24 protein-coding genes are annotated in these 20,340 nt (G+C 72.2%); 11 read left to right on the top strand and 13 right to left on the bottom strand.

The window, feature by feature from the left end; all coding sequences use genetic code 11:
- Positions 1-2: 2 nt before the first annotated feature.
- The gene (locus tag ABFJ78_RS44920) at positions 3-1,208 is read right to left on the bottom strand and encodes an extracellular catalytic domain type 1 short-chain-length polyhydroxyalkanoate depolymerase (protein ID WP_436393558.1); all 1,206 of its coding nucleotides are present in this window, start codon (positions 1,206-1,208) and stop codon (positions 3-5) included.
- Between the two features lie 188 nt (positions 1,209-1,396).
- On the opposite strand from ABFJ78_RS44920, the gene ABFJ78_RS44915 reads away from it, so the two are divergent.
- Positions 1,397-2,725 (top strand): 3-hydroxybutyrate oligomer hydrolase family protein, encoded by a 1,329-nt coding sequence (locus ABFJ78_RS44915; RefSeq protein ID WP_436393640.1) that lies wholly within the window; start codon positions 1,397-1,399, stop codon positions 2,723-2,725.
- Between the two features lie 97 nt (positions 2,726-2,822).
- Here ABFJ78_RS44915 and ABFJ78_RS44910 read toward each other — a convergent pair whose 3' ends face one another.
- Complete coding sequence (locus ABFJ78_RS44910; protein WP_436393557.1) at positions 2,823-3,773, bottom strand: glycoside hydrolase family 6 protein; 951 nt, start codon at positions 3,771-3,773, stop codon at positions 2,823-2,825.
- A 310-nt stretch (positions 3,774-4,083) separates the two neighbouring features.
- Between ABFJ78_RS44910 and ABFJ78_RS44905 the strand changes: the two genes are divergently transcribed.
- Positions 4,084-4,485 carry a hypothetical protein gene (locus ABFJ78_RS44905; protein WP_436393556.1) on the top strand — a complete coding sequence of 134 codons (402 nt, stop codon included), beginning with the start codon at positions 4,084-4,086 and terminating at the stop codon, positions 4,483-4,485.
- Positions 4,486-4,548: 63 nt separating this feature from the next.
- On the top strand, positions 4,549-5,133 hold the full coding sequence (locus ABFJ78_RS44900; protein WP_436393555.1) for a dihydrofolate reductase family protein: 585 nt from the start codon (positions 4,549-4,551) through the stop codon (positions 5,131-5,133).
- Here ABFJ78_RS44900 and ABFJ78_RS44895 read toward each other — a convergent pair.
- The 3 genes from ABFJ78_RS44895 to ABFJ78_RS44885 are packed head-to-tail and all read right to left on the bottom strand — an operon-like array spanning position 5,108 to position 8,218.
- Positions 5,108-6,103, bottom strand: a complete 996-nt coding sequence (locus ABFJ78_RS44895) for a TolB family protein (protein WP_436393554.1) — start codon at positions 6,101-6,103, stop codon at positions 5,108-5,110. The two genes, ABFJ78_RS44900 and ABFJ78_RS44895, sit on opposite strands and share 26 nt — an antisense overlap.
- Complete coding sequence (locus ABFJ78_RS44890; protein WP_436393553.1) at positions 6,100-7,341, bottom strand: MFS transporter; 1,242 nt, start codon at positions 7,339-7,341, stop codon at positions 6,100-6,102. The genes ABFJ78_RS44895 and ABFJ78_RS44890 overlap by 4 nt, the downstream gene beginning before the upstream one ends.
- Before the next feature lie 4 nt (positions 7,342-7,345).
- Positions 7,346-8,218 carry an alkaline phosphatase family protein gene (locus ABFJ78_RS44885; RefSeq protein ID WP_436393552.1) on the bottom strand — a complete coding sequence of 291 codons (873 nt, stop codon included), beginning with the start codon at positions 8,216-8,218 and terminating at the stop codon, positions 7,346-7,348.
- Between the two features lie 235 nt (positions 8,219-8,453).
- Here ABFJ78_RS44885 and ABFJ78_RS44880 point away from each other — a divergent pair, with 235 nt between their 5' ends.
- Genes ABFJ78_RS44880 through ABFJ78_RS44860 form a run of 5 tightly spaced genes read left to right on the top strand, consistent with a single transcriptional unit; the run spans position 8,454 to position 11,533 of the window.
- Entirely contained in the window at positions 8,454-8,702 is a 249-nt protein-coding gene (locus ABFJ78_RS44880) for a hypothetical protein (RefSeq protein WP_436393551.1), read from the top strand.
- The gene (locus ABFJ78_RS44875; RefSeq protein WP_436393550.1) at positions 8,699-9,658 is read left to right on the top strand and encodes an FAD:protein FMN transferase; all 960 of its coding nucleotides are present in this window, start codon (positions 8,699-8,701) and stop codon (positions 9,656-9,658) included. Before ABFJ78_RS44880 ends, ABFJ78_RS44875 begins: the two co-directional genes overlap by 4 nt.
- Positions 9,658-10,215: a ferric reductase-like transmembrane domain-containing protein gene (locus ABFJ78_RS44870; protein WP_436393549.1), complete on the top strand. Its 558-nt coding sequence runs from the start codon at positions 9,658-9,660 to the stop codon at positions 10,213-10,215. Before ABFJ78_RS44875 ends, ABFJ78_RS44870 begins: the two co-directional genes overlap by 1 nt.
- On the top strand, positions 10,212-11,342 hold the full coding sequence (locus tag ABFJ78_RS44865) for an NADH-ubiquinone oxidoreductase-F iron-sulfur binding region domain-containing protein (protein WP_436393548.1): 1,131 nt from the start codon (positions 10,212-10,214) through the stop codon (positions 11,340-11,342). Before ABFJ78_RS44870 ends, ABFJ78_RS44865 begins: the two co-directional genes overlap by 4 nt.
- Positions 11,339-11,533, top strand: coding sequence for a ferredoxin (locus tag ABFJ78_RS44860; protein ID WP_436393547.1), 195 nt, complete (start codon positions 11,339-11,341; stop codon positions 11,531-11,533). The genes ABFJ78_RS44865 and ABFJ78_RS44860 overlap by 4 nt, the downstream gene beginning before the upstream one ends.
- 3 nt (positions 11,534-11,536) lie before the next feature.
- Here the strand turns inward: ABFJ78_RS44860 and ABFJ78_RS44855 are convergent, their stop codons facing one another.
- Positions 11,537-12,376: a hypothetical protein gene (locus ABFJ78_RS44855; protein WP_436393546.1), complete on the bottom strand. Its 840-nt coding sequence runs from the start codon at positions 12,374-12,376 to the stop codon at positions 11,537-11,539.
- Between the two features lie 108 nt (positions 12,377-12,484).
- On the opposite strand from ABFJ78_RS44855, the gene ABFJ78_RS44850 reads away from it, so the two are divergent.
- A complete protein-coding gene (locus ABFJ78_RS44850) occupies positions 12,485-13,222 on the top strand; it encodes an SIR2 family NAD-dependent protein deacylase (RefSeq protein WP_436393545.1) in 738 nt (245 codons plus the stop codon).
- On the top strand, positions 13,219-13,704 hold the full coding sequence (locus tag ABFJ78_RS44845) for an N-acetyltransferase family protein (RefSeq protein ID WP_436393544.1): 486 nt from the start codon (positions 13,219-13,221) through the stop codon (positions 13,702-13,704). Before ABFJ78_RS44850 ends, ABFJ78_RS44845 begins: the two co-directional genes overlap by 4 nt.
- A 310-nt stretch (positions 13,705-14,014) precedes the next feature.
- Here ABFJ78_RS44845 and ABFJ78_RS44840 read toward each other — a convergent pair whose 3' ends face one another.
- Both ABFJ78_RS44840 and ABFJ78_RS44835 read right to left on the bottom strand, forming a co-directional pair.
- The gene (locus ABFJ78_RS44840; protein ID WP_436393543.1) at positions 14,015-14,308 is read right to left on the bottom strand and encodes a putative quinol monooxygenase; all 294 of its coding nucleotides are present in this window, start codon (positions 14,306-14,308) and stop codon (positions 14,015-14,017) included.
- Positions 14,309-14,373: 65 nt separating this feature from the next.
- Positions 14,374-15,579: a glycosyltransferase gene (locus ABFJ78_RS44835; protein WP_436393542.1), complete on the bottom strand. Its 1,206-nt coding sequence runs from the start codon at positions 15,577-15,579 to the stop codon at positions 14,374-14,376.
- A gap of 255 nt (positions 15,580-15,834) precedes the next feature.
- On the opposite strand from ABFJ78_RS44835, the gene ABFJ78_RS44830 reads away from it, so the two are divergent.
- Entirely contained in the window at positions 15,835-16,158 is a 324-nt protein-coding gene (locus tag ABFJ78_RS44830; protein WP_436393541.1) for an STAS domain-containing protein, read from the top strand.
- A 51-nt stretch (positions 16,159-16,209) separates the two neighbouring features.
- Here the strand turns inward: ABFJ78_RS44830 and ABFJ78_RS44825 are convergent, their stop codons facing one another.
- The 5 genes from ABFJ78_RS44825 to ABFJ78_RS44805 form a co-directional block, all read right to left on the bottom strand.
- Positions 16,210-16,524 carry a protease inhibitor I42 family protein gene (locus ABFJ78_RS44825; protein WP_436393540.1) on the bottom strand — a complete coding sequence of 105 codons (315 nt, stop codon included), beginning with the start codon at positions 16,522-16,524 and terminating at the stop codon, positions 16,210-16,212.
- Positions 16,521-16,934, bottom strand: a complete 414-nt coding sequence (locus ABFJ78_RS44820; protein WP_436393539.1) for a hypothetical protein — start codon at positions 16,932-16,934, stop codon at positions 16,521-16,523. Before ABFJ78_RS44820 ends, ABFJ78_RS44825 begins: the two co-directional genes overlap by 4 nt.
- A 10-nt stretch (positions 16,935-16,944) precedes the next feature.
- Complete coding sequence (locus ABFJ78_RS44815; RefSeq protein ID WP_436393538.1) at positions 16,945-18,075, bottom strand: C1 family peptidase; 1,131 nt, start codon at positions 18,073-18,075, stop codon at positions 16,945-16,947.
- 113 nt (positions 18,076-18,188) lie between these two features.
- The gene (locus ABFJ78_RS44810) at positions 18,189-18,500 is read right to left on the bottom strand and encodes a hypothetical protein (RefSeq protein WP_436393537.1); all 312 of its coding nucleotides are present in this window, start codon (positions 18,498-18,500) and stop codon (positions 18,189-18,191) included.
- A gap of 205 nt (positions 18,501-18,705) precedes the next feature.
- The gene (locus tag ABFJ78_RS44805) at positions 18,706-20,307 is read right to left on the bottom strand and encodes a serine/threonine-protein kinase (protein WP_436393536.1); all 1,602 of its coding nucleotides are present in this window, start codon (positions 20,305-20,307) and stop codon (positions 18,706-18,708) included.
- Positions 20,308-20,340: the final 33 nt, after the last annotated feature.

Raw genomic sequence — 20,340 nt, 5'->3', positions numbered from 1 at the left:
CGCTAGCACTGCCCGTCGGCGAGGACCCAGTACCCGGGGGACGTCTCGCGCAGGGCGTGCGTGGTGAACGTGTTCCACAGGCCCATGGCCTGGTCGGAGCCGTTCGCGTACGTCTGGCCGCCGCTCTGGTGCGCGCGGCCGGCCTGCGTGTGGGCGTAGTTGCTGGCGTTCACGCAGGTGCCCGACGGCTGGGTGGACGTCGTCGTGGTCGTCGGTGGTGTCGTGGCGGTGGTCGTGGTGCCGCCGGAAGCCTTGTCCAGGCCCCAGAACACGCCCGTGTAGTAGCTGGAGCAGATGCCCGCGAGGAAGTACGCGCCGGTGCTGCCGCACTGCGTCGCGCCCGTGCCCGGGTCGACGGCCGTACCGTGGCCCATGCCGGCGATCGAGTACAGCTGGACCTTGTCGGCGTAGTTCGTCAACGTCGTGCCGCCGGGCAGCGACTGGGTGCTCGTCGGGGTCTGGGAGACGCCGTGCACCGCGGTCCACTGGTCGCGCAGCTCGGTGCCGTTGACCGGGTAGACCGTGTAGTCGCCGGTGCCCTGCCAGATCGCGACGCGCGGCCACGGGCCGCCGTAGCCGGGGTACTGGGCTTTGACCTTCGAGGCCCACTGCGCCGGTGTCAGGTTCTGGTTGTTCTGCTGGCAGTTCGTCGCCTGGGTGACGCTCGTGGCGCACTGCGCGGGCAGCCCGGCGTTGATGCCGCCGCCGGCGAAGACGTCCGGGTAGGCGGCGAGCAGGTCCGCCGTCATGCCGCCGCCCGCCGACAGGCCGGTGACGTACACCCGCGAGCGGTCCGAGCCGTGGTCGGCGATCGCCTTGTCCACCATGGACTTGACGGACGCGGCCTCGCCGTTGCCCCGGGTGTCGTCGGCGGTGGAGAACCAGTTGAAGCACTTGAGCGAGTTGTTCGCCGTCGACTGCTGCGGGAACACGACCTCGAACCGCCACTTGTCGGCCAGCTCGGGCCAGCCGGAGTGGGCGTAGTAGTCCGACGCGCTCTGGGTACAGCCGTGCAGGGCGACGACGACCGGACGTCCGGTCTCGAGCCCGGACGGGGTGTACGTGTACATCGCGAGGGCGCCCGGGTTGGCGCCGAAGTTCGAGACCTGGACCAGGGACGACGGCGGCGGGTCGGCGCTCGCCACCCCGACGGTGGTGAGCACGGCGGCGGTGATCGCGGCGAGGCCGGCGAAGGCGAGTTTGCGCATGGGGAGTCCTTCTCGTCGTTGAGAGGGTTTCCAGCGACGCTAGGGCGGTCCGGTGGCCTGGACCATGTGGCCGTCCACCACATCCCCGCGGCGATTCATGGTGACCGGCGGGGTGGCTCTCGCCGGGCGCACGCGCTTGGGTTCTCTTTCATCGAGACCGGAGGTGAACCGTGCGCAGATGGCTGGTTGTGGTTCTGGCGGGGGCGCTCGCGGCGGGGTTGCCCGCTTCGGCGTCGGCTTCGGCCGGGGGCTGCCGGGTGGACGTGCCCGGCGCTTCGATGTCCGTTTCGGTGTGCTTGGACGACCTGACGACGACTGGGACGGTGGCCTCCGGGCACACGGTCGAGGCCGACTGGGCCGGACTGACGTCGGCCGGTCTGCCGACGTACGGGCGCGTCCCCGGCGTCCAGGTCGACGGGTACTTCCCGGACACGTCGACGGCCAACACCAACAACGGCTGGAACCACGACTCGCAGTTCGTGCTGCGGCTGCCGGCGCACTGGAACGGCGGCCTGGTCGTCTCCGGCTCGCCGGGCGTGCGGCGCCAGTACGCGAACGACCGCGCGATCGGCGACCAGGCGCTGGCCGAGGGCTACGCATTCGCCGCGACCGACAAGGGCAACACCGGCGCGGCCTTCTACGACGACGGCGTCCGGCCGGGCGACGCGCTGGCCGAGTGGAACACGCGCGTCACGCAGCTGACACTGGCCGCGCGGGCCGCCGTGGTTTCCCATTACCGCCGTCCGGTGACGCGGACGCTGGCGGCGGGGCTGTCCAACGGCGGCTACCTCGTGCGGTGGCAGCTGGAGAACCGGCCGTGGCTCTACGACGGGGGCGTCGACTGGGAGGGGACGCTGTGGCGTGCCGATGGACCGAACTTGCTGACGTTCCTGCCGCCGGCTCTGCGCGCGTACCCGGCTTACGCGGCGGGGTCCCCGGCGGCGCACCAGTCCATTTTGGACGGCGGGTTCGCGCCGGGGTCGGAGTTCCTGTGGGACTACCACTACCGCGTCTACTGGGACCTGACCCAGCGGATCTACCGCGAGGAGGTGGACCCGTCGTTCGACGGTTCGCTGTCGGCCGGGATTCCCTTCTGCGCCTCGGGAACGCCGTCGTGTGACGCGGACTATTCGTACGCGTCCCGGCCGACGTCGGTCACCCGGGCGGTGGAGCGGATCTCGCTGACCGGGCGGATCGGCAAGCCGCTGCTCACCCTGCACGGCACGCTCGACACGCTGCTGCCGATCACTCGCGATTCGGACGTCTACGACCGGATGATCACTTCGGCCGGGCGCGGGTCGCTGCACCGGTACTACCGGGTGGAGGGCGGCAACCACGTCGACGGCCTGGTCGACGCGTACCCGGACCGGCTGCGGCCGCTGGGCCCGTGCTTCCGCACGGCGTTCGACGCCCTGGGCGGGTGGCTGCGCGGGGTGCGCCCACCGGCGTCGTCGACGATCGCCCGTCCCGCGGACGCGACCCCGGCCGACCTGGCCCGCACCTGCTCGCTGGGCTGAGTCCCCAGCGCCCCAATGTGGCCTTGGTTGCGTCTGATGCACCCAAGGCGGCCTTCGGTGCGTCTGACGCACCGAAGGCCACATTGGGGCGCTTTGGTCAGTCGCCGTTGATGAGGTGGGTGGCCAGGGCCGGGCTGAACGTGCCCGCCGGGATGCCTACTCCGTAGCCGCAACTGCCGTCCGAATCGCCCGGGACCTTGATCCACAGCTGCATCTCCGGGCCGCCGCCCAGCTGGGACTGCGCGCCCAGCTTGCGCTTCGGCGGGTTGCACCACTCGCTGTCCGTGCCGTGGCCGGTTCCGTTGCGGCTCGTGTCCACCACGAACGGGGCCGCGTAGCCCAGCGCCGCGTCGACCGCCTTGCCGTACGTCGTCGAGTCGGCCGTCGAGTAGAAGTTGGACACGTTCAGCACGAACCCGTGGATGAACTGCACGCCCGCCGACTTCAGGCGCGTGGCCATCGTCGCCGCCGGGATCCAGGTCGCGTTGCCGCCGTCCAGGTACGCCCAGGTGTTCGGCGCCTTCGAAGCGAACTGCGTCGCCGCGTAGTTAAGCAGGTCGAGGCGCGTCTGGCGGGCGTCGCCGGGCAGGCAGTCGAGCTGGGCGAGCGCGTCCGGCTCGATGATCACGACCGCCGGCTTGCCGCCGATGCCGTCGGCGAACGCGGAGATCCAGTCGCGGTAGGCCTGCGGGCTGCCCGCGCCGCCGGTCGACTCGCCGCCGCAGTCGCGGCCGGGGATGTTGTAGGCGACCAGCACCGGCAGCTTGTCGGCGACGTCGGCGGCGTAGGTGTACTTGTCCACCGAGGCGCGGATGTCGCCGCTCCAGTTGCCGAACCAGCGGGCGCCCGGCTTGGTCGCGATCGACGTCCGGATCGGCCCGGCCAGGCTGTCGCCGGGGTGGTCGCGGACCCAGACCGCCGGGTTGGAGTCCGGGTCGGCGTAGAAGCCGTTCGTCTTCTCGAGCGGGTTGCCGTCGGCGGCGACGGCCGGGGAAGCGAGCCCGGTGAGCGCCAGCGCGGCGGCCACGAAGAGGGTCGTTGTGCGCATTCGGCGAGTTTGCCGCGACCGCGTACAGGAGACGTACAAAAGGAAAGTGAACCGGATGCCACCGGGGCCCGTACTACCAGGTGAGGGGCTCGTTGCGGCTACCCGAAAACCGGCCTTGACCTGCTGTTTCACCGTCCGGACGGGGGACCCCGTTCGGCCGCTTGCGAGAGCGTTGCCCCTCGTTCATGATGGGGCTCCGGGGTCCGCGAAACATTCGTTCACGTCGAATATCCAGGTGTCGGCCATGCTTCGGAAGAACCGTAAGTCCGGAAGTGAACGCCATGCTGCTACCCGTCGCCGAGGCCTCCTGATGGCCGCGGATCTGTCCGGTTTCGCCATCGTCGCCGGCGTGCTGCTCCCGGCGCTCGCCGCGGCGGCGTGGGCCGTCGCGCTCGAACGCCGTCCCCGCCGGGGCGTCCCGGTGCCCGACCCCGAACCCGACTGGACGGTGGCCGGCATCCAGGCGCGCCTCCGCTTCGAGCAGGCGGCCGTGCGGCTCGCCGAATCGCGCACCATCGCGCTGCCGACCCTGCCGATCCCGGAGCAGACGCGCCGCGGCCCGTCCCCGGACCGGCTGCCGTGGCGGACCCCGCGCACGCTCCCGCCGCCACGGCCGTCGTCGGGCCGCTTCCTGATGCCCCAGCTGGCGTTCGCCGCCCCGGACAACGAGCTGATGCGGCGCATCCTCGACGGGTTGCGCAAGATGGACTGACCCGCTGTCGATCCCCGGATCCGCCGTTCGTACGGGAGGTGACACGAACGGAAGGACACCGGGATGCGCTCGCTCCACGTAACCATGAACGTCACCCTCGACGGCGTCGTGCAGGGCCTCGGCCGCCCCGACGAGGACACTCGCGACGACTTCACCCACGGCGGCTGGGGCAGCCGCTACCAGGACGACGTCATGGCCCAGGAGATGGCCGCGGGCATGAGCCGCCCCGGCGACATGCTCTTCGGCCGCCGGACCTGGGAAGACTTCATCGGCGCCTGGGCGCACCGCGGAGACGGCAACCCCTTCACCACCCACCTGAACGCCGTCACCAAGTACGTCGCTTCGACCACCCTCGAGGACGCCGGCGCCTGGCAGAACTCGGTCCTCCTGCCGGGCGCCGCCGAGAAGACCGTCGCCGAGCTGAAGGCGCAGCCCGGCCGCGACCTGTCCGTCATCGGCAGCGCGTCGCTCGTGCGCAGCCTGCACGCCGCCGGCCTCGTCGACCGCTACACGCTGCTGATCGTCCCGCTGACCCTCGGCGAGGGCCGGCGCCTCTTCGAAGGACCCGCGCCGCTCACCGAGTTCACGCTCACGCGCAGCGTCACGACCACCAAGGGCGTCATCATCGCCCACTACCGCCGTCACTGAGCGCCGCCGGGGACTCGGCCTCCGGGATCAGCAGCCGGGGCGCGCCGGAGCCGTCGGCCGGGACCGACCACACGTCCGCGTGGCCCGGCCCGCGGGGGACGCCGTAGCCGATCGTGTGGTCGTCGAGCCACGCCGGCTGGTCGTCGACGCTGCGCGTCTCGGCCAGCGGCGTCACCTTCGACGCCGCCAGGTCGAGCACCGACAACCGCCACCCGCGAGCCGGGTCACCGTCCACAGCGGACTTGAACGCCACCCGCGTCTGGTCCGGTGACAGGGAAGGACACTCGACGTTCTCGCGCAGCGTCCGGACCGTGTGCGCGGCGAAGTCGCCCGCGACGAGGTAGCGGTGGCCGGCCGTCGACATCGTCGCGTAGAAGTGGCGGTCGTCGCGGGTGAACGTGACGCCCCAGAAGTTGAGGTCCGCCGCCTGGTACGGCTTCCCGTCGAGCGTCACGGCGTAGTCCTCCAGGGTGCCGGCGAGGTCGCCGGTCACCGTGTCGAGGATGCCCGCGCGGGTGGAGAACATGCCGCCGTTGTAGGAGTCGCCGGTGACGAACACCGTCCACGCGAGCATCCGGCCGCTCGCCGACACCCGCGCCCGGTTCGGCAGCCCGACCAGCGGGATCTCGCGTTTCGACGTCAGTCCCGCGTCGAGCACCACCAGCTGGTAGGTGGTCAGGTCGCCGTCCGGGCGCAGGCAGAGGCCGGTGCCACCGGCGGCGTAGACCCGGCTGCAGGACAGCGGCGACACCGTCCGCGCGCCGCCGGGGTCGGTGGCGGACACCGTGGCGACGTGGCCGCGGTCGGCGTCGGCGGTGCTGCGGAACAGCAGCCGCGGGCCGGGGGAGAGGCTCACCACGCCGGTCGCGGAGACGTCGTGGCCGCGCGCGCTCGCGAAGCCGACGTACGCGACCGCCGCCCCGGCCAGCACGAACACGCCGGCGACGGCGATCAGGATCCGGGCTTTCACGCGGCGACCTTCCTGGGGGAGAGGACCACGAACGTCACGGCGATCGCGACCACCGCGCCACCGGCGGCCACGCCGATCGCGAGCCCGGGGCCCCAGAACTGCCACGCGAGTCCGAAGAGGACGGACGAGGCGAAGTACGCAAGCGCTTGCGCCGTCTGCACCAGGGAAATCCCCGTGGTGCGCAACGACTCCGGCAGCAGCGGACCGGCCAGCGCCATCAGGACGCCGTCGGTCGCCGCGTAGAAGGCGCCGTACAACGCCAGCGACAGGACGAACAGCGGCCAGCCGGACACGGGCCCGGCCAGCAACAGGTAGACGAGCGCGAGCGCGCCGTAGCCGCCGAGCACCACCGGCAGCCGCCCGACCCGGTCGGCCAGCGCGCCCAGCGGCGCGGCGAGCAGTAGGTAGCTCAGGTTGGTGCCCACCGCGAGCAGCGGGAACCAGCCGGTCGCGATGTCCTCCTTGTGCTGCAGCAGGAGGTAGACGAACCCGTCGCCGACGGTCGCCAGCCCGAGCACGCACGCCGCCACGAGCAGGCGCCGCACGCCGCTGCCGCGCAGCAGAGCGGCCGCGGCCCGGGGCGAGACCGGGCTCGCGGGCCGCGGCGTCCGGTGGTCGCGGACGAACAGCACCAGCAGCAGCACGCCGATCGCGGCGACGCAGAAGCTGACGACGAACACGGCGTCGAACGCCTCCGGGTTGGCCGCGCCGACCGCGGCCAGCACGGCGAGGGCGACCAGCGGCCCGGCGAACGCGCCCATGCTGTCCATCGCCCGGTGCACGCCGAAGGCGCGGCCGAGCAGCGGTTCCGGGGCCGAAAGGGTGATCAGCGCGTCGCGTGGCGCCGTCCGGAGGCCCTTGCCGGTGCGGTCGAGCGTGATCACGGCGCCGATCGCGGCCGCCGACGACCCGGCGGCGAGCAGGCCGAGCTTCATCACCGCGGACAGCGCGTAGCCCGTGCCGGCGACGACCTTGCGGCGGCGGACGCGGTCGGCGACGTACCCGCCGACGATCCGCAGGAGCGCCGTCGCGCCGGTGTAGAGGCCGTCGACCAGGCCGTACGCGGCCGGGCTCAGGTGCAGTCCGAGCACGAGGTACACCGGCAGGACGGCGGTGACCATCTCGGAGGAGACGTCGGTGACCAGGCTGACGGCGCCGAGCGCGAAGACGTTCGCGCCGACCGCCGAGAGCTTGCCCTTGGAGCTGTGCTCTCGGCGGCCGATGGTGGCGAGGTACACGCGGTTACTGCCAGACGTCGAGGATCGGCGACTTGCTCGCGGCGCCGCCGATGCCCGGCAGGCCGTAGGACGCCTCGATCGTGCGCAGCACGGTGTAGTGGTTGATCGATTCGCTGTAGCTGCCGACCTTGACGTGCGCGCCGGTGAAGCTGGTGAAGATCTGGTTGACCGACGTGCCGCTGTCCTCGTCGAAGGTGGTGATCAGCAGGCTGTTGTGGGTCTTGGCCCACTGGGCGTAGGCGTCGAGGTGGTTCTTCAGCCAGGTGTCGCCGGTGCCGATGGAGCAGTCGTGCATGTCGTTGCACATATCGGGCGTGACGAACGAAACGGTCGGCAACTGGGTGAAATCGGACGGGAAGCTCGAGTAGCGGACGTTGCTCGCGGCCGGGACGTTCGAGAAGTCGACCCAGCTGTTGTGCTTGCGCCGGTAGGTGCCGCTGGAGCAGCCGGTGTAGCCGTCGGACGGCATGGCTTCGGAGTAACCCTTGAACGTCTTGCCGGCGCCGATCAGCTGCTGGCCGAGGTTGGCCTTCGCGCCGAGGTTGGCGGGGCAGCTGTCGTCGGTGACGCCCTGCGTCGCGCCGGAGAAGAGGGCGACGTAGTTGGGCTGGCTCGGGTGTGTGATCGCGAAGGAGTTCGTGAACTTCGCGCTCTGTGAGGCGAGGGCGTTGAAGTAGGGCGCGCTGGAACTGCCGTTGATCGAGGAGTACTTCTTGTTCTCGAACATCACGAGGACGATGTGGTCGAACGCCGGCACGGTGGCCGCCGCCGGCTGCACGGCGGGCTCCGCCGTCCGGGTGACGACCGTGGTCGTGATCGCCCCGGCCGTGACGAGCGCGGCGGCGGCGAACACGGCGAAGATCCGCTTGCGGATCATGGGTCCTCCAGCTGTGGTGGGTGAGGGCGCCTCATGATGCCCAGGCCGGAGGGCCGGCGCGTGCCGTGTCGTGGTCCGGTTCGTGAACACCAGGGAACCTCCGGCGGACAAGGAGAAGAGTGGGTTAACGGTTTTCCGGTGTCAACCTCCTTTGGTAGGTGTCCACTGTGGACCGTCAGGGAGTTGACAGGTCGCTCCCAGGCCGTTCAAAGGAACCGTGGCGAGACTCGTCTCCATGGACCCCTACAAGACCGGCGGCGCGGCCCGCCGCGAGCACGGCCGGCGCAAGGCCGCGCTGGTCACGGCCACGGTGGCGGTGCTGGGCGCGGCCACGGCGGGCGCGATCGGCTTCGGCCTCTCGACGGCGTCGGCCGGCACCTCGACCACCTCCACTTCGACCGGATCCCAGGACCAGCTGCAGTCATCGGACAGCGGGCTGAGCTCGGGCTCGGGCAGCGCGCACACGGGCACGGGTGCGTCGTGACGACGGCGTTCCCGGCCTTGGGTACGACGGCGGAGGTGCTGGTCACCGACCCTCGCCGGCTCAGCGCGGCGGTGGACTTGCTTTCGGTGGAGCTGGCCGCGATCGACTTGGCGTGCAGCCGGTTCCGGGCGGATTCGGAGATCTCGCGGCTGCACGAGACGGCGGGACGGCAGGTCCGGGTGGGGGCGTTGCTGGCGGAGGCGCTGGGTGCGGCGTTGCGGGCGGCCCGGTTGACGGACGGGCTGGTCGATCCGACAGTCGGGGCCGCGGTCCGCGCGCTCGGGTACGACCGCGACTTCGCCCTGATCACTGGCGGGGTCGTGAGTGTGAAACAGTGTTCTAACCCTGTTTCACATCCACGACCTGCCCCAGCGGAACCGATTCCCGCGCCGGGCTGGCACCGCGTTCTCTTCGACCCAGCCCAGCGGCTCGTCGTCCTCCCGCGCGGCGTCCACCTCGACCTCGGCGCCACCGCCAAAGCCCTCGCCGCCGATCGCGCGGCGCGGCGGATCCACGCCTCGCTCGGCTGCGGTGTTCTCGTCAACCTCGGCGGCGACCTCCGCTCCGCCGGGCCGGAGCCCGCCGGCGGCTGGCAGATCGCGCTCGGCGATGACCATGCCGAGGCCGTCGTCCGGCCCGACACCACCGTCGCCCTGCACCACGATGGCGCCCTCGCCAGCTCCGGGACCACCCGGCGGCGGTGGCGGCACGGCGGCCGGACCGTGCACCACATCGTCGACCCGCGCACCGGGGACGCCGCCGAACCGCGGTGGCGCACCGTCACCGTCGCCGCGAAGTCCACTGTGGACGCCAACACCGCCAGCACCGCCGCCATCGTCCTCGGCGAAGACGCGCCCGCCTGGCTCGAGGCCCGACGGCTGCCGGCGCGGCTCGTCGGCGTCGGCGGCGACGTCGTCACGACGCCCGGCTGGCCCCGCGAAAGGAAAGCCGCCTGATGTGGTACTTCAGCCGCGGGACCGGTCTCGTCTCGCTCATCCTCTTCACCGCGGTCGTCGTCCTCGGCGCGCTCGGCGCCGGCCGGTTCGCGACGCGGGCGTGGCCGCGCTTCACCGTCGCCGCCCTGCACCGGAACCTCGCGCTGACCAGCCTCGCGTTCCTCGTCGCGCACATCGCGTCGGCGATCCTCGACGGCTACGTTTCGCTGAGCTGGCTCGACGTGCTCGTCCCGTTCGGCTCGGACTACCGGGCGTTCTGGGTCGGCCTCGGCGCCGTCGCCGTCGACCTGCTGCTCGCGATCGTCGTCACCAGCCTGCTGCGCACGCGCATCCCGGCGCGGGCCTGGCGCGCCATGCACTGGCTGGCCTACCTCTGCTGGCCCGTCGCGCTGGTGCACGGCTTCGGCATGGCCGAAGACGACGCCGCGTACGGCTGGATTTTCGCTCTCGACGTGCTGTGCGTGCTGGCCGTCCTCGGCGCCGTCGCCTACCGCGCCACCCGGCAGCACGCCGACACCGCGACCCGCAAGCTCTCGCCGCTCGGAGGCACCCGATGACCATCCTCCCGCCCCACCGCCTCGACCTGGCCGGCCACCGGCGCCGCAACGGCGTCGTGCCCTGGGTCGCCTACCACGGCGAAGACGGCCGCGACCGGCTGATCGAGGCCGTCGCCGCGGCGGACCTGCGCGGCCGCGGCGGCGCGGGCTTCCCGACCGCGCGCAAGCTGCGCGCGGCCCGGAAACCGCGCTCGATCGTCGTCGCGAACGGGTGCGAAGGCGACCCGCTCAGCCAGAAGGACGCCGCGCTGCTCACGCTGTCGCCGCACCTGGTGCTGGACGGCGTGCAGCTCGCCGCGCACGCCGTCGGCGCCGGGGAAGCCGTCCTTTGTGTACACCAGGGGAGCGCGGTGCTGCCGAGCGTCCTCGCGGCGCTCGCCGAACGCGACGACCGCGTGCCGGTGCGCGTCGAGGAGGTCCCGCGCCGGTACGTCGCCAGTGAGGAGAGCGCGCTCGTCCACCACCTGACGTCGGGGGACGCGCGGCCGCTCGGCAAGTCGCCACGGCCCGACGAACGCGGGGTGCGCGGCCGGCCGACGCTCGTGGACAACGTCGACACGTTGGCGCAGCTGGCATTGGTGGTCCTCCAGGGCCCGCGGCACTACCGCGCGGCGCGGGCCGATCTGGTCACGGTGACCGGCGCGGTCCGGCGGCCGGGGGTCGTGGAGGTGGCGGCGGGGGCGTCGCTGTCCGCGGTGCTGGCGGCGGCGGGCGGCGAGGCCGAGCCGGTGCGGGCGGTGCTGGTCGGTGGCTACGGCGGGACGTGGACGGCGGACTTCCGGTCCGGGCTCTCGGGAATCGCGGCGGTGTACGCGCTTCCGGCGCGCGTGTGCGGGCTCGAGTACACGGCGAAGGTGCTGGAGTTCCTGGCGGCGGAGTCGGCCCGGCAGTGCGGGCCGTGCATGTTCGGCCTGCCGGCGATCGCGGCGGACTTCGCGGACCTGCTCCGCGGCGGTCCCGCGACGGCCCGGCTGGCCCGCCGGCTGCCGCTGCTGGCCGGCCGTGGGGCGTGCGCCCACCCGGACGGCGCGGCCCGCCTCGCGGCGAGCGCGCTGCGGGTGTTCGACGCCGACGTCGTGGCGCATTCGGCCGGTGGCCGGTGCCGGATCCTGGAGAGTGTCGCGTGAGGCTGACAGTGGACCCGATCGGGTGCCGGGCGCACGGGTTGTGCGCCGATTTGCTGCCGGAGGCGGTGCGGCTCGACGAGTGGGGGTACCCGGTGGTGGCGTCGGGGCCGGTCCCGCCGGGGTTGGTGACGGAGGCCCGCCGAGCGGCGGCGGCCTGCCCGGCGCTGGCGTTGCGGCTGCGGAGGGATTGAGCCTCAGACGGCGGTCGCCAGGCTGGAGGCCGGGTCCGCTTGTTCGCAGGCGTGTGCCCACGAACACAGCTTCTTGCACCGGTCGTCGACCATGCGGTCGAGATAGCCGTCCGGGTTGTGCGTCCCGCTCGCGGCGGCCTTTTCCAGCTCGCCGAGGAGCACGGTCTGCTTGCCCTGCATGAAGTCGAGGTATCCGAGCTTTTGCAGGGCCGGTACCACCGCGCCGATGAGCCGGCCGACACAACCCCGGACGCGCGGATTGTTGTCCCGGCTCCACACACCGTAGAGGCGGACCGCGACGGACCGCAGGGCGTCCTCGGTGCTCGGGTGGGCGAGAGTCATTCCGATGAGCGCGTCGATCAAGAGAAGTTTCGTCTTGGGACAGAAATCCGGATTCCAGTCGCCGTCCACGGCGCTCGGCCAATGCAGGGAATGGCAGGAGTTCAGCCGATGCGCGTTGCGGCACAGCAGTTCCGCGGCGACCAGCTGGGCGTTTCCGGTCGACCCCAAGGCGGCATCGATGACCAGCACAGCCGTCTCGGGAGCCACTTGCGGTTCTTCTTCCGACCACAGATCGACCAGGAGCGCGACCGCGAGTTCGGCGTTGTCGAGCTTCGTGAGGGCGAGGAGACCGGACACCACCGCGGCCGGATCGGCCGGACTGTCGTCTTTCCCCGAGAACAATTCTCCGGCTCGCATCGCCGCGTCGAGCCGCAACCGCGCTTCCTCGTCGGCGTGCTCCTGGCGAAGCCGGCGATTCGCCTGCCGAGTGGTGAGCACGCTGACCAGCACCCCTGACAGAGAGACCAGCGCCGTCAGCACGCCGACCGATACCGCATTCACAGAATTCCTCCTCGGCTTTCCCGGTGAGTCGCCACAAGGTGCCTCGGTGTGACATCGCGCCGGAAAAAACGGTCGTCGGGGCGTCGGGCGGTCGTTAACCTCCGCGGTATGAAGCTCATCGACCGGATTCGCGGTGCCCGGCTCGTCGGCGTCCTGACCGGCGCCGGGATCTCCACCGCGTCCGGCATTCCCGACTACCGCGGCCCCGACGGCGTCTGGACGCGCTCGCCCGGTGCCGTCAACGCCTTCACGCTCGAGAACTTCATGGCCGATGCCGGTGTCCGCCGGGAATTCTGGCGCAGCTACCGCGGGCACGCGGCCTGGCGCGCCGAGCCGAACGCCGCCCACCGCGCCCTGGCCGACCTGGACGGCGACGGTACTGGTGTGCGTGTGCTCACCCAGAACGTCGATGGCCTGCACCAGAAGGCCGGCCTCGCCGCGCGGAAGGTCCTCGAACTGCACGGCAGCATGCACACCACGCGCTGCATCGGCTGCGCGGCCCGGTTCCCGACCACCGAAGTGCTGGAGCGCGGCGACGACGACCCGCATTGCCCGCGGTGCGGCAGCATCCTGCAGCTCGACGTCGTCCTCTTCGGACAGAGGCTGGACGGCGAAGTCCTCGGGCGCGCGCGGAACGTCGCCGCGGCGAGTGAGGTCTTCCTGGCCGTCGGGAGCTCGCTGCAGGTGGAGCCGGCCGCGTCGCTGTGCACGATCGCGGTGCAATCCGGGGCGACGCTCGTCATCGTCAACCACCAGCCCACGCCGTACGACGAGGACGCCGCGTTCGTGCTGCGCGACGACATCGAGACGGTGGTCCCGGAACTCTGCGCCGCGGTCCGCGCGTGATCCGCGAGGCCCGCGCCGGCGACTGGCCGCGGATCTGGCCGATCGTCCACGACGTCGTCACCGAGCGGCGGACGTTCCCCTACGACCCCGCGATGACCGAACCCGAGGCCCGGCGGCTCTGGCTGCGGGAACCGCCGGCCCGGGTGGTGGTCGCCGTCGACGGGGAGCGGGTGACGGGCACCGCGAACATGTACGCCAACCGGCCGGGGCCCGGCAGCCACGTCGCGTCCGGCAGCTTGATGGTCGCGAAGGAGGCGCGCGGCACCGGGGTCGGCCGCGCGCTCGTCACGGACCTGGTCGCCTGGGCGCGGCGGAGCGGGTTCGCGGCCATCCAGTTCAACGCGGTCGTCGAGGTGAACACCGCGGCGATCCGGCTGTACGAGAGCCTCGGCTTCGTCACGCTCGGCACGGCGCCGGGCGCGTTCCGCCACCCCGACCACGGCGACGTCGGCCTGCGCATCCTGTGGCTGGACTTGCGCTGACCATCTTTCCTAGCATCGGAAGACGTGCGCGGTCGCTATCCACCTCCGCGCCGACGACCGCTGGATTTCCGTCCCCGACGGCCACGTCGTGACGGAATTCGCGGGAGCGGACCGCCATCGGCATCCGGTTCCGGTTCCGCGCGGAGCCGGGCGTCGAGGACCGGGTCCGCGACCTCGCCGCGCGCGAGAAGGCGTGTTGTCCCTTCTTCGGCTTCGACATCGCCGCCGACTCCGCGGAAATCCGAGGGGAGGCCGCGGTTCCCGACACCGACGAGGCCCGTGCCGTGCTCGAGGACTTCTACGCGCTGAGCTAGTCGAAGGGGCCGCTCGTCCGGGCGACGACGTGCTTGTGGACCCCGCCGTCCTCGAACGGCAACCGCGCGGTCGGCCGTGGCGCCTTCGCCCGCCAGGCGTCGAGCACCTCCGCCGACTCCCAGTACTCGAAGATGTTCACCCGGCCCGGCTCCACCGGGTCGGGCGAGATCGACACGTCGAGGCAGCCCGGGTGCCGGCGCGCCTCTTCGACGACGATCCGGTGGCCGGCGACGAACCGGTCGCGGTCGGCCGGCTCGACGTACACCGGCCCGGCGATGATCACGGTCATGAGGAAGGTCCTTTCCCGGGGTGCTGGTCGCCACACCGACGAACGGCACCCCGGGAAACCGACACTCAGGCGGACGCGAGCGGCACCGTCGTCAGCAGGTGGCGGGCCGCGACGCTCGCGCCGTCCCCGCGCACCCGGCCCGAGAACGCCTGCGCCCGCGAAGCCACTTCGGGCCGCAACGCCACCGCGAGCGCCGATGTCAGCGATGAAGCCGTCGGCACGCCCGGATCGGTCGCCGCGCCGAGAGCGAGCGAGCGGACCCGGCCCGCGAAGTAGTGCTGGTCGTACATCTGCGGCACCACGACCTGGGGCGCGCCGGCGCGGGCGGCCGTCGTCGTCGTGCCCGCGCCGCCGTGGTGGACGACCGCGGCCACACGCTTGAACAACGCTTGCTGGTTGACCTCGCCGATGCCGAGGCAGTCCGGGGCGTCGGCGGCGACGAGGTCCGCCCACCCGCGGGCGACGACCGCCCGGCGGCCGTGCGCCCGAGCCGCGGCGAGCGCGGCCTCGGCCACCTCACCGGGCGCGCGCATGCTGCCGAACCCGAAGTACACCGGCGGCTCGCCCGCGTCGAGGAACTCCCGCAGGTCGTCCGGCAGCGGACGCTCGTCCGGCCAGATCCAGGCGCCCGTCTGGACGATCCGCGGGTCGCCCGGCTCGGGCCAAGGCGCCAGCGCGGCGTCGGCGGCGAGCCACGGCCGGTCGCCGAACACGTGGCCCGGCAGGTCGTCGACCGGTGCCTGTCCGGCGGCTGCCCGGTATTCGTTGACTTTGCCGCCGAAAAAGCTGTTCCAACGCCGCGCGTCTTCTGCCCACAGAGCGCGGTTTTCCTTTTCCCCGGGCGTCCGCCACGGCATCGGCGGCGGCGCGTGCAGGTCGGACGGCAAAGTGATCGGGCAGAAACTCGCGTAGACGTAGGCGGCGCCCAGCCGCTGCGCGATCGAGCGCGTCGCGAACTGCAGGGCCCCGCCGGCGACGAGGACGTCACAGCCCTCGGCGGCCACGGAGATCGTCTCGAACTGGGTCGTGACGGTGTCCTCAGTGGACTTCCGGATCTGTTCGGGCGTCGGCTTGCCGCGGTGCGCCGACGCGGTCGAGCGCAGTTCGGGGCCGATCGGCACGACGTCGAAGCCCAGCTCGTCGAGCCACTCCCGGAAGTCGGGCGGCACGCACAGGCGGACGTCCTGTCCCAGCGCTCTCAGCTCCGAGGCCAGCGCCAGCACCGGCTGCACCTCGCCCCGCGAGCCGATCGTGGACAGCAGCACACGCATGAAGGAATCCCCTCGGCAGAAAATGGTGAACCCGGATTGTGAACCCGACCCCGGGTCTTGCCACAAGCCCGGGGGTCGGCTATACCTTTGAATGGGGAGAGGAAATCTTCGGCGGTGAGCGCCGCCCGGAAGCCGGTTTTCCGTTGATCGACAGGGAAGCGTGCCGCTCTCAGCCTGCACCCGCACCGGGGTCTGACGTAACCTTTTACGAAGAACCCGGACCGGTGGGAAAAACCCGGTCGGCAGGAGGCCAGGATGACACTTCGCAGCGTTCTCCTCGAAGACGAGGTCATCCTGTCCGTCGAGGGGCTCTTCGACGGCGGCCTGGCCCCCAGCTACCACCGCGCGGTCGAAGCCGCCTTCGCCGCCGGGGCCCGCCGGCTCGTCGTGGACCTGACGATGGCCACGGCGGTCGACGGCGGCGGAGCGGCGGTGCTGGCCGCGACGGCGGCCGGCTGCGCGGCGCGGGACACGCACCTGATCATCGCGATGCCGCGGGGCGTCGAGGCCGAGATCAGGGACCCGGCGCAGGTCAGGCTGCTGTTGCGCAGCTTCGAACCCTGGCAGGACGCGGGCTGACGAGCCGGCCCGGTCGTGTGTGGTGATTCGGGTCAGAACCCGAATCAGCACTCACGAGCCGCGGACTCGCACCGTGAGGCGGAACTGGCGCAGCTCGTTCTCCGGCGCCCACGGGCGGGCGTGCCGCGCCACCAGCGTCGTCTCGCCCGGGGCGTCCGCGTGCAGGACGAACCGGTGCTCGCCGGTGGCGCCGGCCCGGCCCGTCGCCGGGTGGCGAGTCTCCTCGACCACCCGCAGCGGCGGCTCCGGGCCGTCCAGCACCCACTGGTAGCCGGTGCCCGCGTTCTCCGGCAGCCGCAGCTCCAGCCGCTCGCCGGGCGCGACGTCGGCCGCCGCGCCGTCGGCTTCGAGCGTGAGCACCTTCACCAGAGGTAGATCTCGTGGACCAGCCCGTCGGCGGCCTCGGGGTAGGTGATCGAGCCGGCCAGCCGCCCCGACGAGGCGAGGGCCAGCAGCGCCTCGTGGACGCTGTCGCTGGTCGTCGCGAGGCGCTTCCAGCCGACGCCGTCGACGTAGGCGTAGCCGTTGCGGTCGGAGTTGTTGGTCCAGAGCGCCAGCACCTTCTTGTTCGACTGCCAGGCCGTGGCGGTCGCGGCCGGGGCGGCCGTCCGCGGTGCGCCCGGCGGGCTGAGCACCGGGGCCACGCTCGGCTCCGCGGTCACGGCCGTCGCGGCGGCGGTCAGCTGGTCGGGGGTGAGGGGCTGGGGCGCGTTGTCCGGGCTGGCGCCGGGTGCCACCGCCGCGGGCGCGGCGGACGGGCTGGTCGATGCGGCCATCTCGCGGCTCCTAGAAGACGTAGGTCTCGATGATCGTGCCGTTGTTGTTGAACGCGTTGACCGGACGGCCACCCTGCTTCGCGACGACGAGCTCGGTGAGCATCGCCTTGTTGACCACTTCGTCGTCGGCCGCGAGGTGCAGCCAGCCCAGGTCCTTGAGGTACGCCCAGGTGTTGCGGTCCTGGTCGTTGCTCCACAGGCCCAGCACCGACGTCGAGCCGGTCCACGAACGCAGGTTCACCGCGCCGACCTGCTCCACCTGCCAGGTCTCGATGCCGCACTCGCCGTAGGCGATCCGGAAGAACCCGCCGTCGCCCCAGCCGGTGCTCCAGCTGTTCTTCGCGATCCAGCAGCCCTGGGCGTCGTCGTAGCCCACGAGCGTGACGCAGTGGCCGCCGGCCAGCGCGCCCGTGACGTGGCGGTACACGCCCGTCCGGTAGGAGAAGAAGTCCTGGTACACGAGGAAGCACGCGATCAGCGCGCCGCACGCGGCGAGCTTTTCCTTCATGGCGGCCGGGTTGCCGGTCAGCGCGGCGTACGACGGCGTGGTCGCGAGCCGGTTCGGCCAGTCGGCGTTCAGCTTGGCGCCGGACCGGTTGCGCGGGCTGTACGGGAAATAGTCCTCGTAGGTGATTCCGACGTCGTGGCAGGCCTTCAGCGCCCGGTCGGGCATCCAGCCGGTGTCGCAGGTCGCACCGTCGTTCGCGCCGTGGGTGTAGAACAGGTGCGCCTCGGACAGGTCGAGCTTGAGGCCCGGCTGGCCGCGGGTGAACGCGGCGACGATCTCCATCGCGGCCACCGTGCCGAAGGAGACGCACGAGCCGCAGTCGCCCTGGTCCTTCACCGGCGTCACGTAGTTCGCGCCACCGGCGGCGCGGCTGTCGAACTGCGCGGGCGCGCCGGCACCGGACCCGGCCGTGGCGCGGCCGGCTTCCCCGGCGGCGAGCGACTTCGCCTGCGATTCCAGCTCGCGCCGGTCGCTTTCCGGCGGCAGCGGCACACCCAGGCGGTGCCGGCGCTGGTCTTCTTCGAGAATGGTCATGGAGTTCTCGCCCATGACCCAGGGATGGCCCTGTGCGGCCAGTTCGGTGCGGACCCGGTCGAGCTCGACCGGCGACGCGGGGGTTGCGGGATCGGCCATGATGACTCCCCAAAGTCGGTGGCGCTGTGCCCGACCCGTTGTACGCCGGGGCCGGGCGAGGTCACCAGGGCTGTCATCCCTTTGCCGAGGATCAGTTTTGTGGCGCGGGAAAGTCAGGAGATCTCGATGCCGCAGCCGGTTTCGGGATTCGTTTCCCGCGGCAGTTCTTCGGCGAAGATCGTATCGATCTTCCGGGCGGCGGTCCGCAGTTTCGCGACGCTCGCGACGAGCAGCAGGAGGACAGCGGCGGGGACGACGAGCAGCACGGGCGGCCGGCCGGCGACAACGACCACACCGGCGGAGATCAGGCCGAACGCGAGGAAGAGCGTCCTGGCGACGACGCGCGGCCACGCGGGCAGCGGCTTGGCGTGCCGCCCGCGGGGTGTTCCGGAAACCGGCCGCGCGAGGGCAGCGTGGACGCTCATCAAGACCTCCGTGGAGTCGGGGAAACGGCCGGGACGGGGATTCCCGGGCAGTGCCGGAGCCGGAACGCAGCCGGGCGGACACGTGGTGTGTGTCGTGGTGCGGCCGGTTCCGGTTACGGCTCGTTATTGGTTCGAGTCCGAATTCGGAAAAACGATTCCGCGCTATGCCGGGCCGCTTTCCGGCACCAGGGCCGTTGGGCCCGGATCACGCCCGGCCGGAGGTCCCGGGGCCCTTGCCCTTGCCCTTGCCGTGGATCCGGGTGTGCGGCGGCGGGCCGGCGGGTTTCGGGGGTTTCGGCTTGTCGTCGTGGGTCACGGCGGCGGGTTCCAGCTCGGCGGACTCGGGGGCACGGGGTCCCGGGACGGGGGTCCCGGAGGCGGCGAGGGGCACGGAGGAGGAAGGAGTGGGGGCGGGCGAGCTGGGCACCGGCGGCTGGGCGGGGGTGGTGGTGCCGGAGTCCGGGGAGGAGAGAACGAAAGCGGAAACGGCGACGACGGCCGCGGCGGTCAACCCGGCGGCCGCGGTGAACCGGCGGCGGTTCGCGGGTTCGCTTGTCGGCGAAATGCCAATGGCGGCGAGGATTTTCCGTGGGCCGGGCTCGCCGGCATCGCGCAGAGTGGGAGTGAAGGGGCTGTGGTGGCTCGGCGTGCCGGCGCCGCTTGCCGTGGGGGCGAGCGCCCGGCCGGAACCGCGCGAGCCGTTGCGGGGAGCGCGGCGGTGGTCGGAGCCGCTTGCCGTGAAACCGCGCGAGCTGTGCCCGCCGGAGCCGGCTTCCTCGGCGACGATGGCACCGGCGTGGCCGGCACCGCTCGCCGCGGCGAGGCGTTCTCCCTTGCCTCCGACCGGTGTCGCGCGGTGGCGGCGCAACGCCTCGCCCAGCCGGCCCGCGGGCCACGGCCGCGTCGGTACCGGGGCGTGCAGCAGCTCCCGGACCTCCGCCGCCGTCGGGCGGTCGGCCGGTTCGCGGCGGGTCATCCGGCGCAACGTGTGCGCCAGCGACGGCGGCAGCCCCTCCGGGATCCGCGGGGGCCGGGTCAGCCGCGCCATCGCCGCCTCGATCATCGTGCCCGAGTACTCGCGCCGGCCCGTCACGCATTCCAGCAGGATCAATCCCAGCGCGTACACGTCCGCCGGCGGCCCCGCCCGCTCGCCGCCGACCTGCTCCGGCGCCAGGTACGCCGCCGTGCCGGGGACCACGCCCGTGCCCGTGATGTGCGTGGTGTCGAGGGCGTGCGCGATGCCGAAGTCACCGATCAACGGGCCGTCCGCGGACAGGAAGACGTTGGCGGGCTTGAGGTCCCGGTGGACGACGCGCCGCGCGTGCACGTGGGCCAGCGCCTCCACCAGCCCGTCGGCCAGCGCGATCACCTCCGCCACCGGCATCGGGCCGCCCAGCAGCCGCTCCGCCAGGTTCTCGCCCTCGACGAGCTGCATCACCAGGTACGTCCGGCCGTTTTCGGTGCCGCTGTCGAGCAGCGCCACCACGCCCGGGTGGGTGATGCTGCCCTGGATGCTCATCTCGCGCAGCCGCCGGCGCTGGTCCAGCGCGACGGCGTCCCGGTCGTAGATCTTGACCGCGACCTCGCGCTCCAGGCGGAGGTCGTAGGCGCGGTACACCCGCGCCGTCCCGCCGCTGCCGACCAGCCTGCCGACCTCGTACCGCCCGGCCAGCAAGCCGGGCGGACGGTCGTCGTCGTCGAGGGAACGCGGGGCGGCGGTGAACTCGCCGAGCGCGAAGCGCGAACACGTGACGTCGTCCGCGTCGCCCATCGGCGCGTTCCCCGTTCTGCCGGCTTCGTCGGCCACGGCCGCGATGTACCCCGAACCCGTGCCGGGCAA

It is taken from the genome of Amycolatopsis sp. MEPSY49 (assembly GCF_051337345.1).
Lineage (GTDB): Bacteria > Actinomycetota > Actinomycetes > Mycobacteriales > Pseudonocardiaceae > Amycolatopsis.
This window is presented reverse-complemented; position numbering and strand designations above follow the sequence as displayed.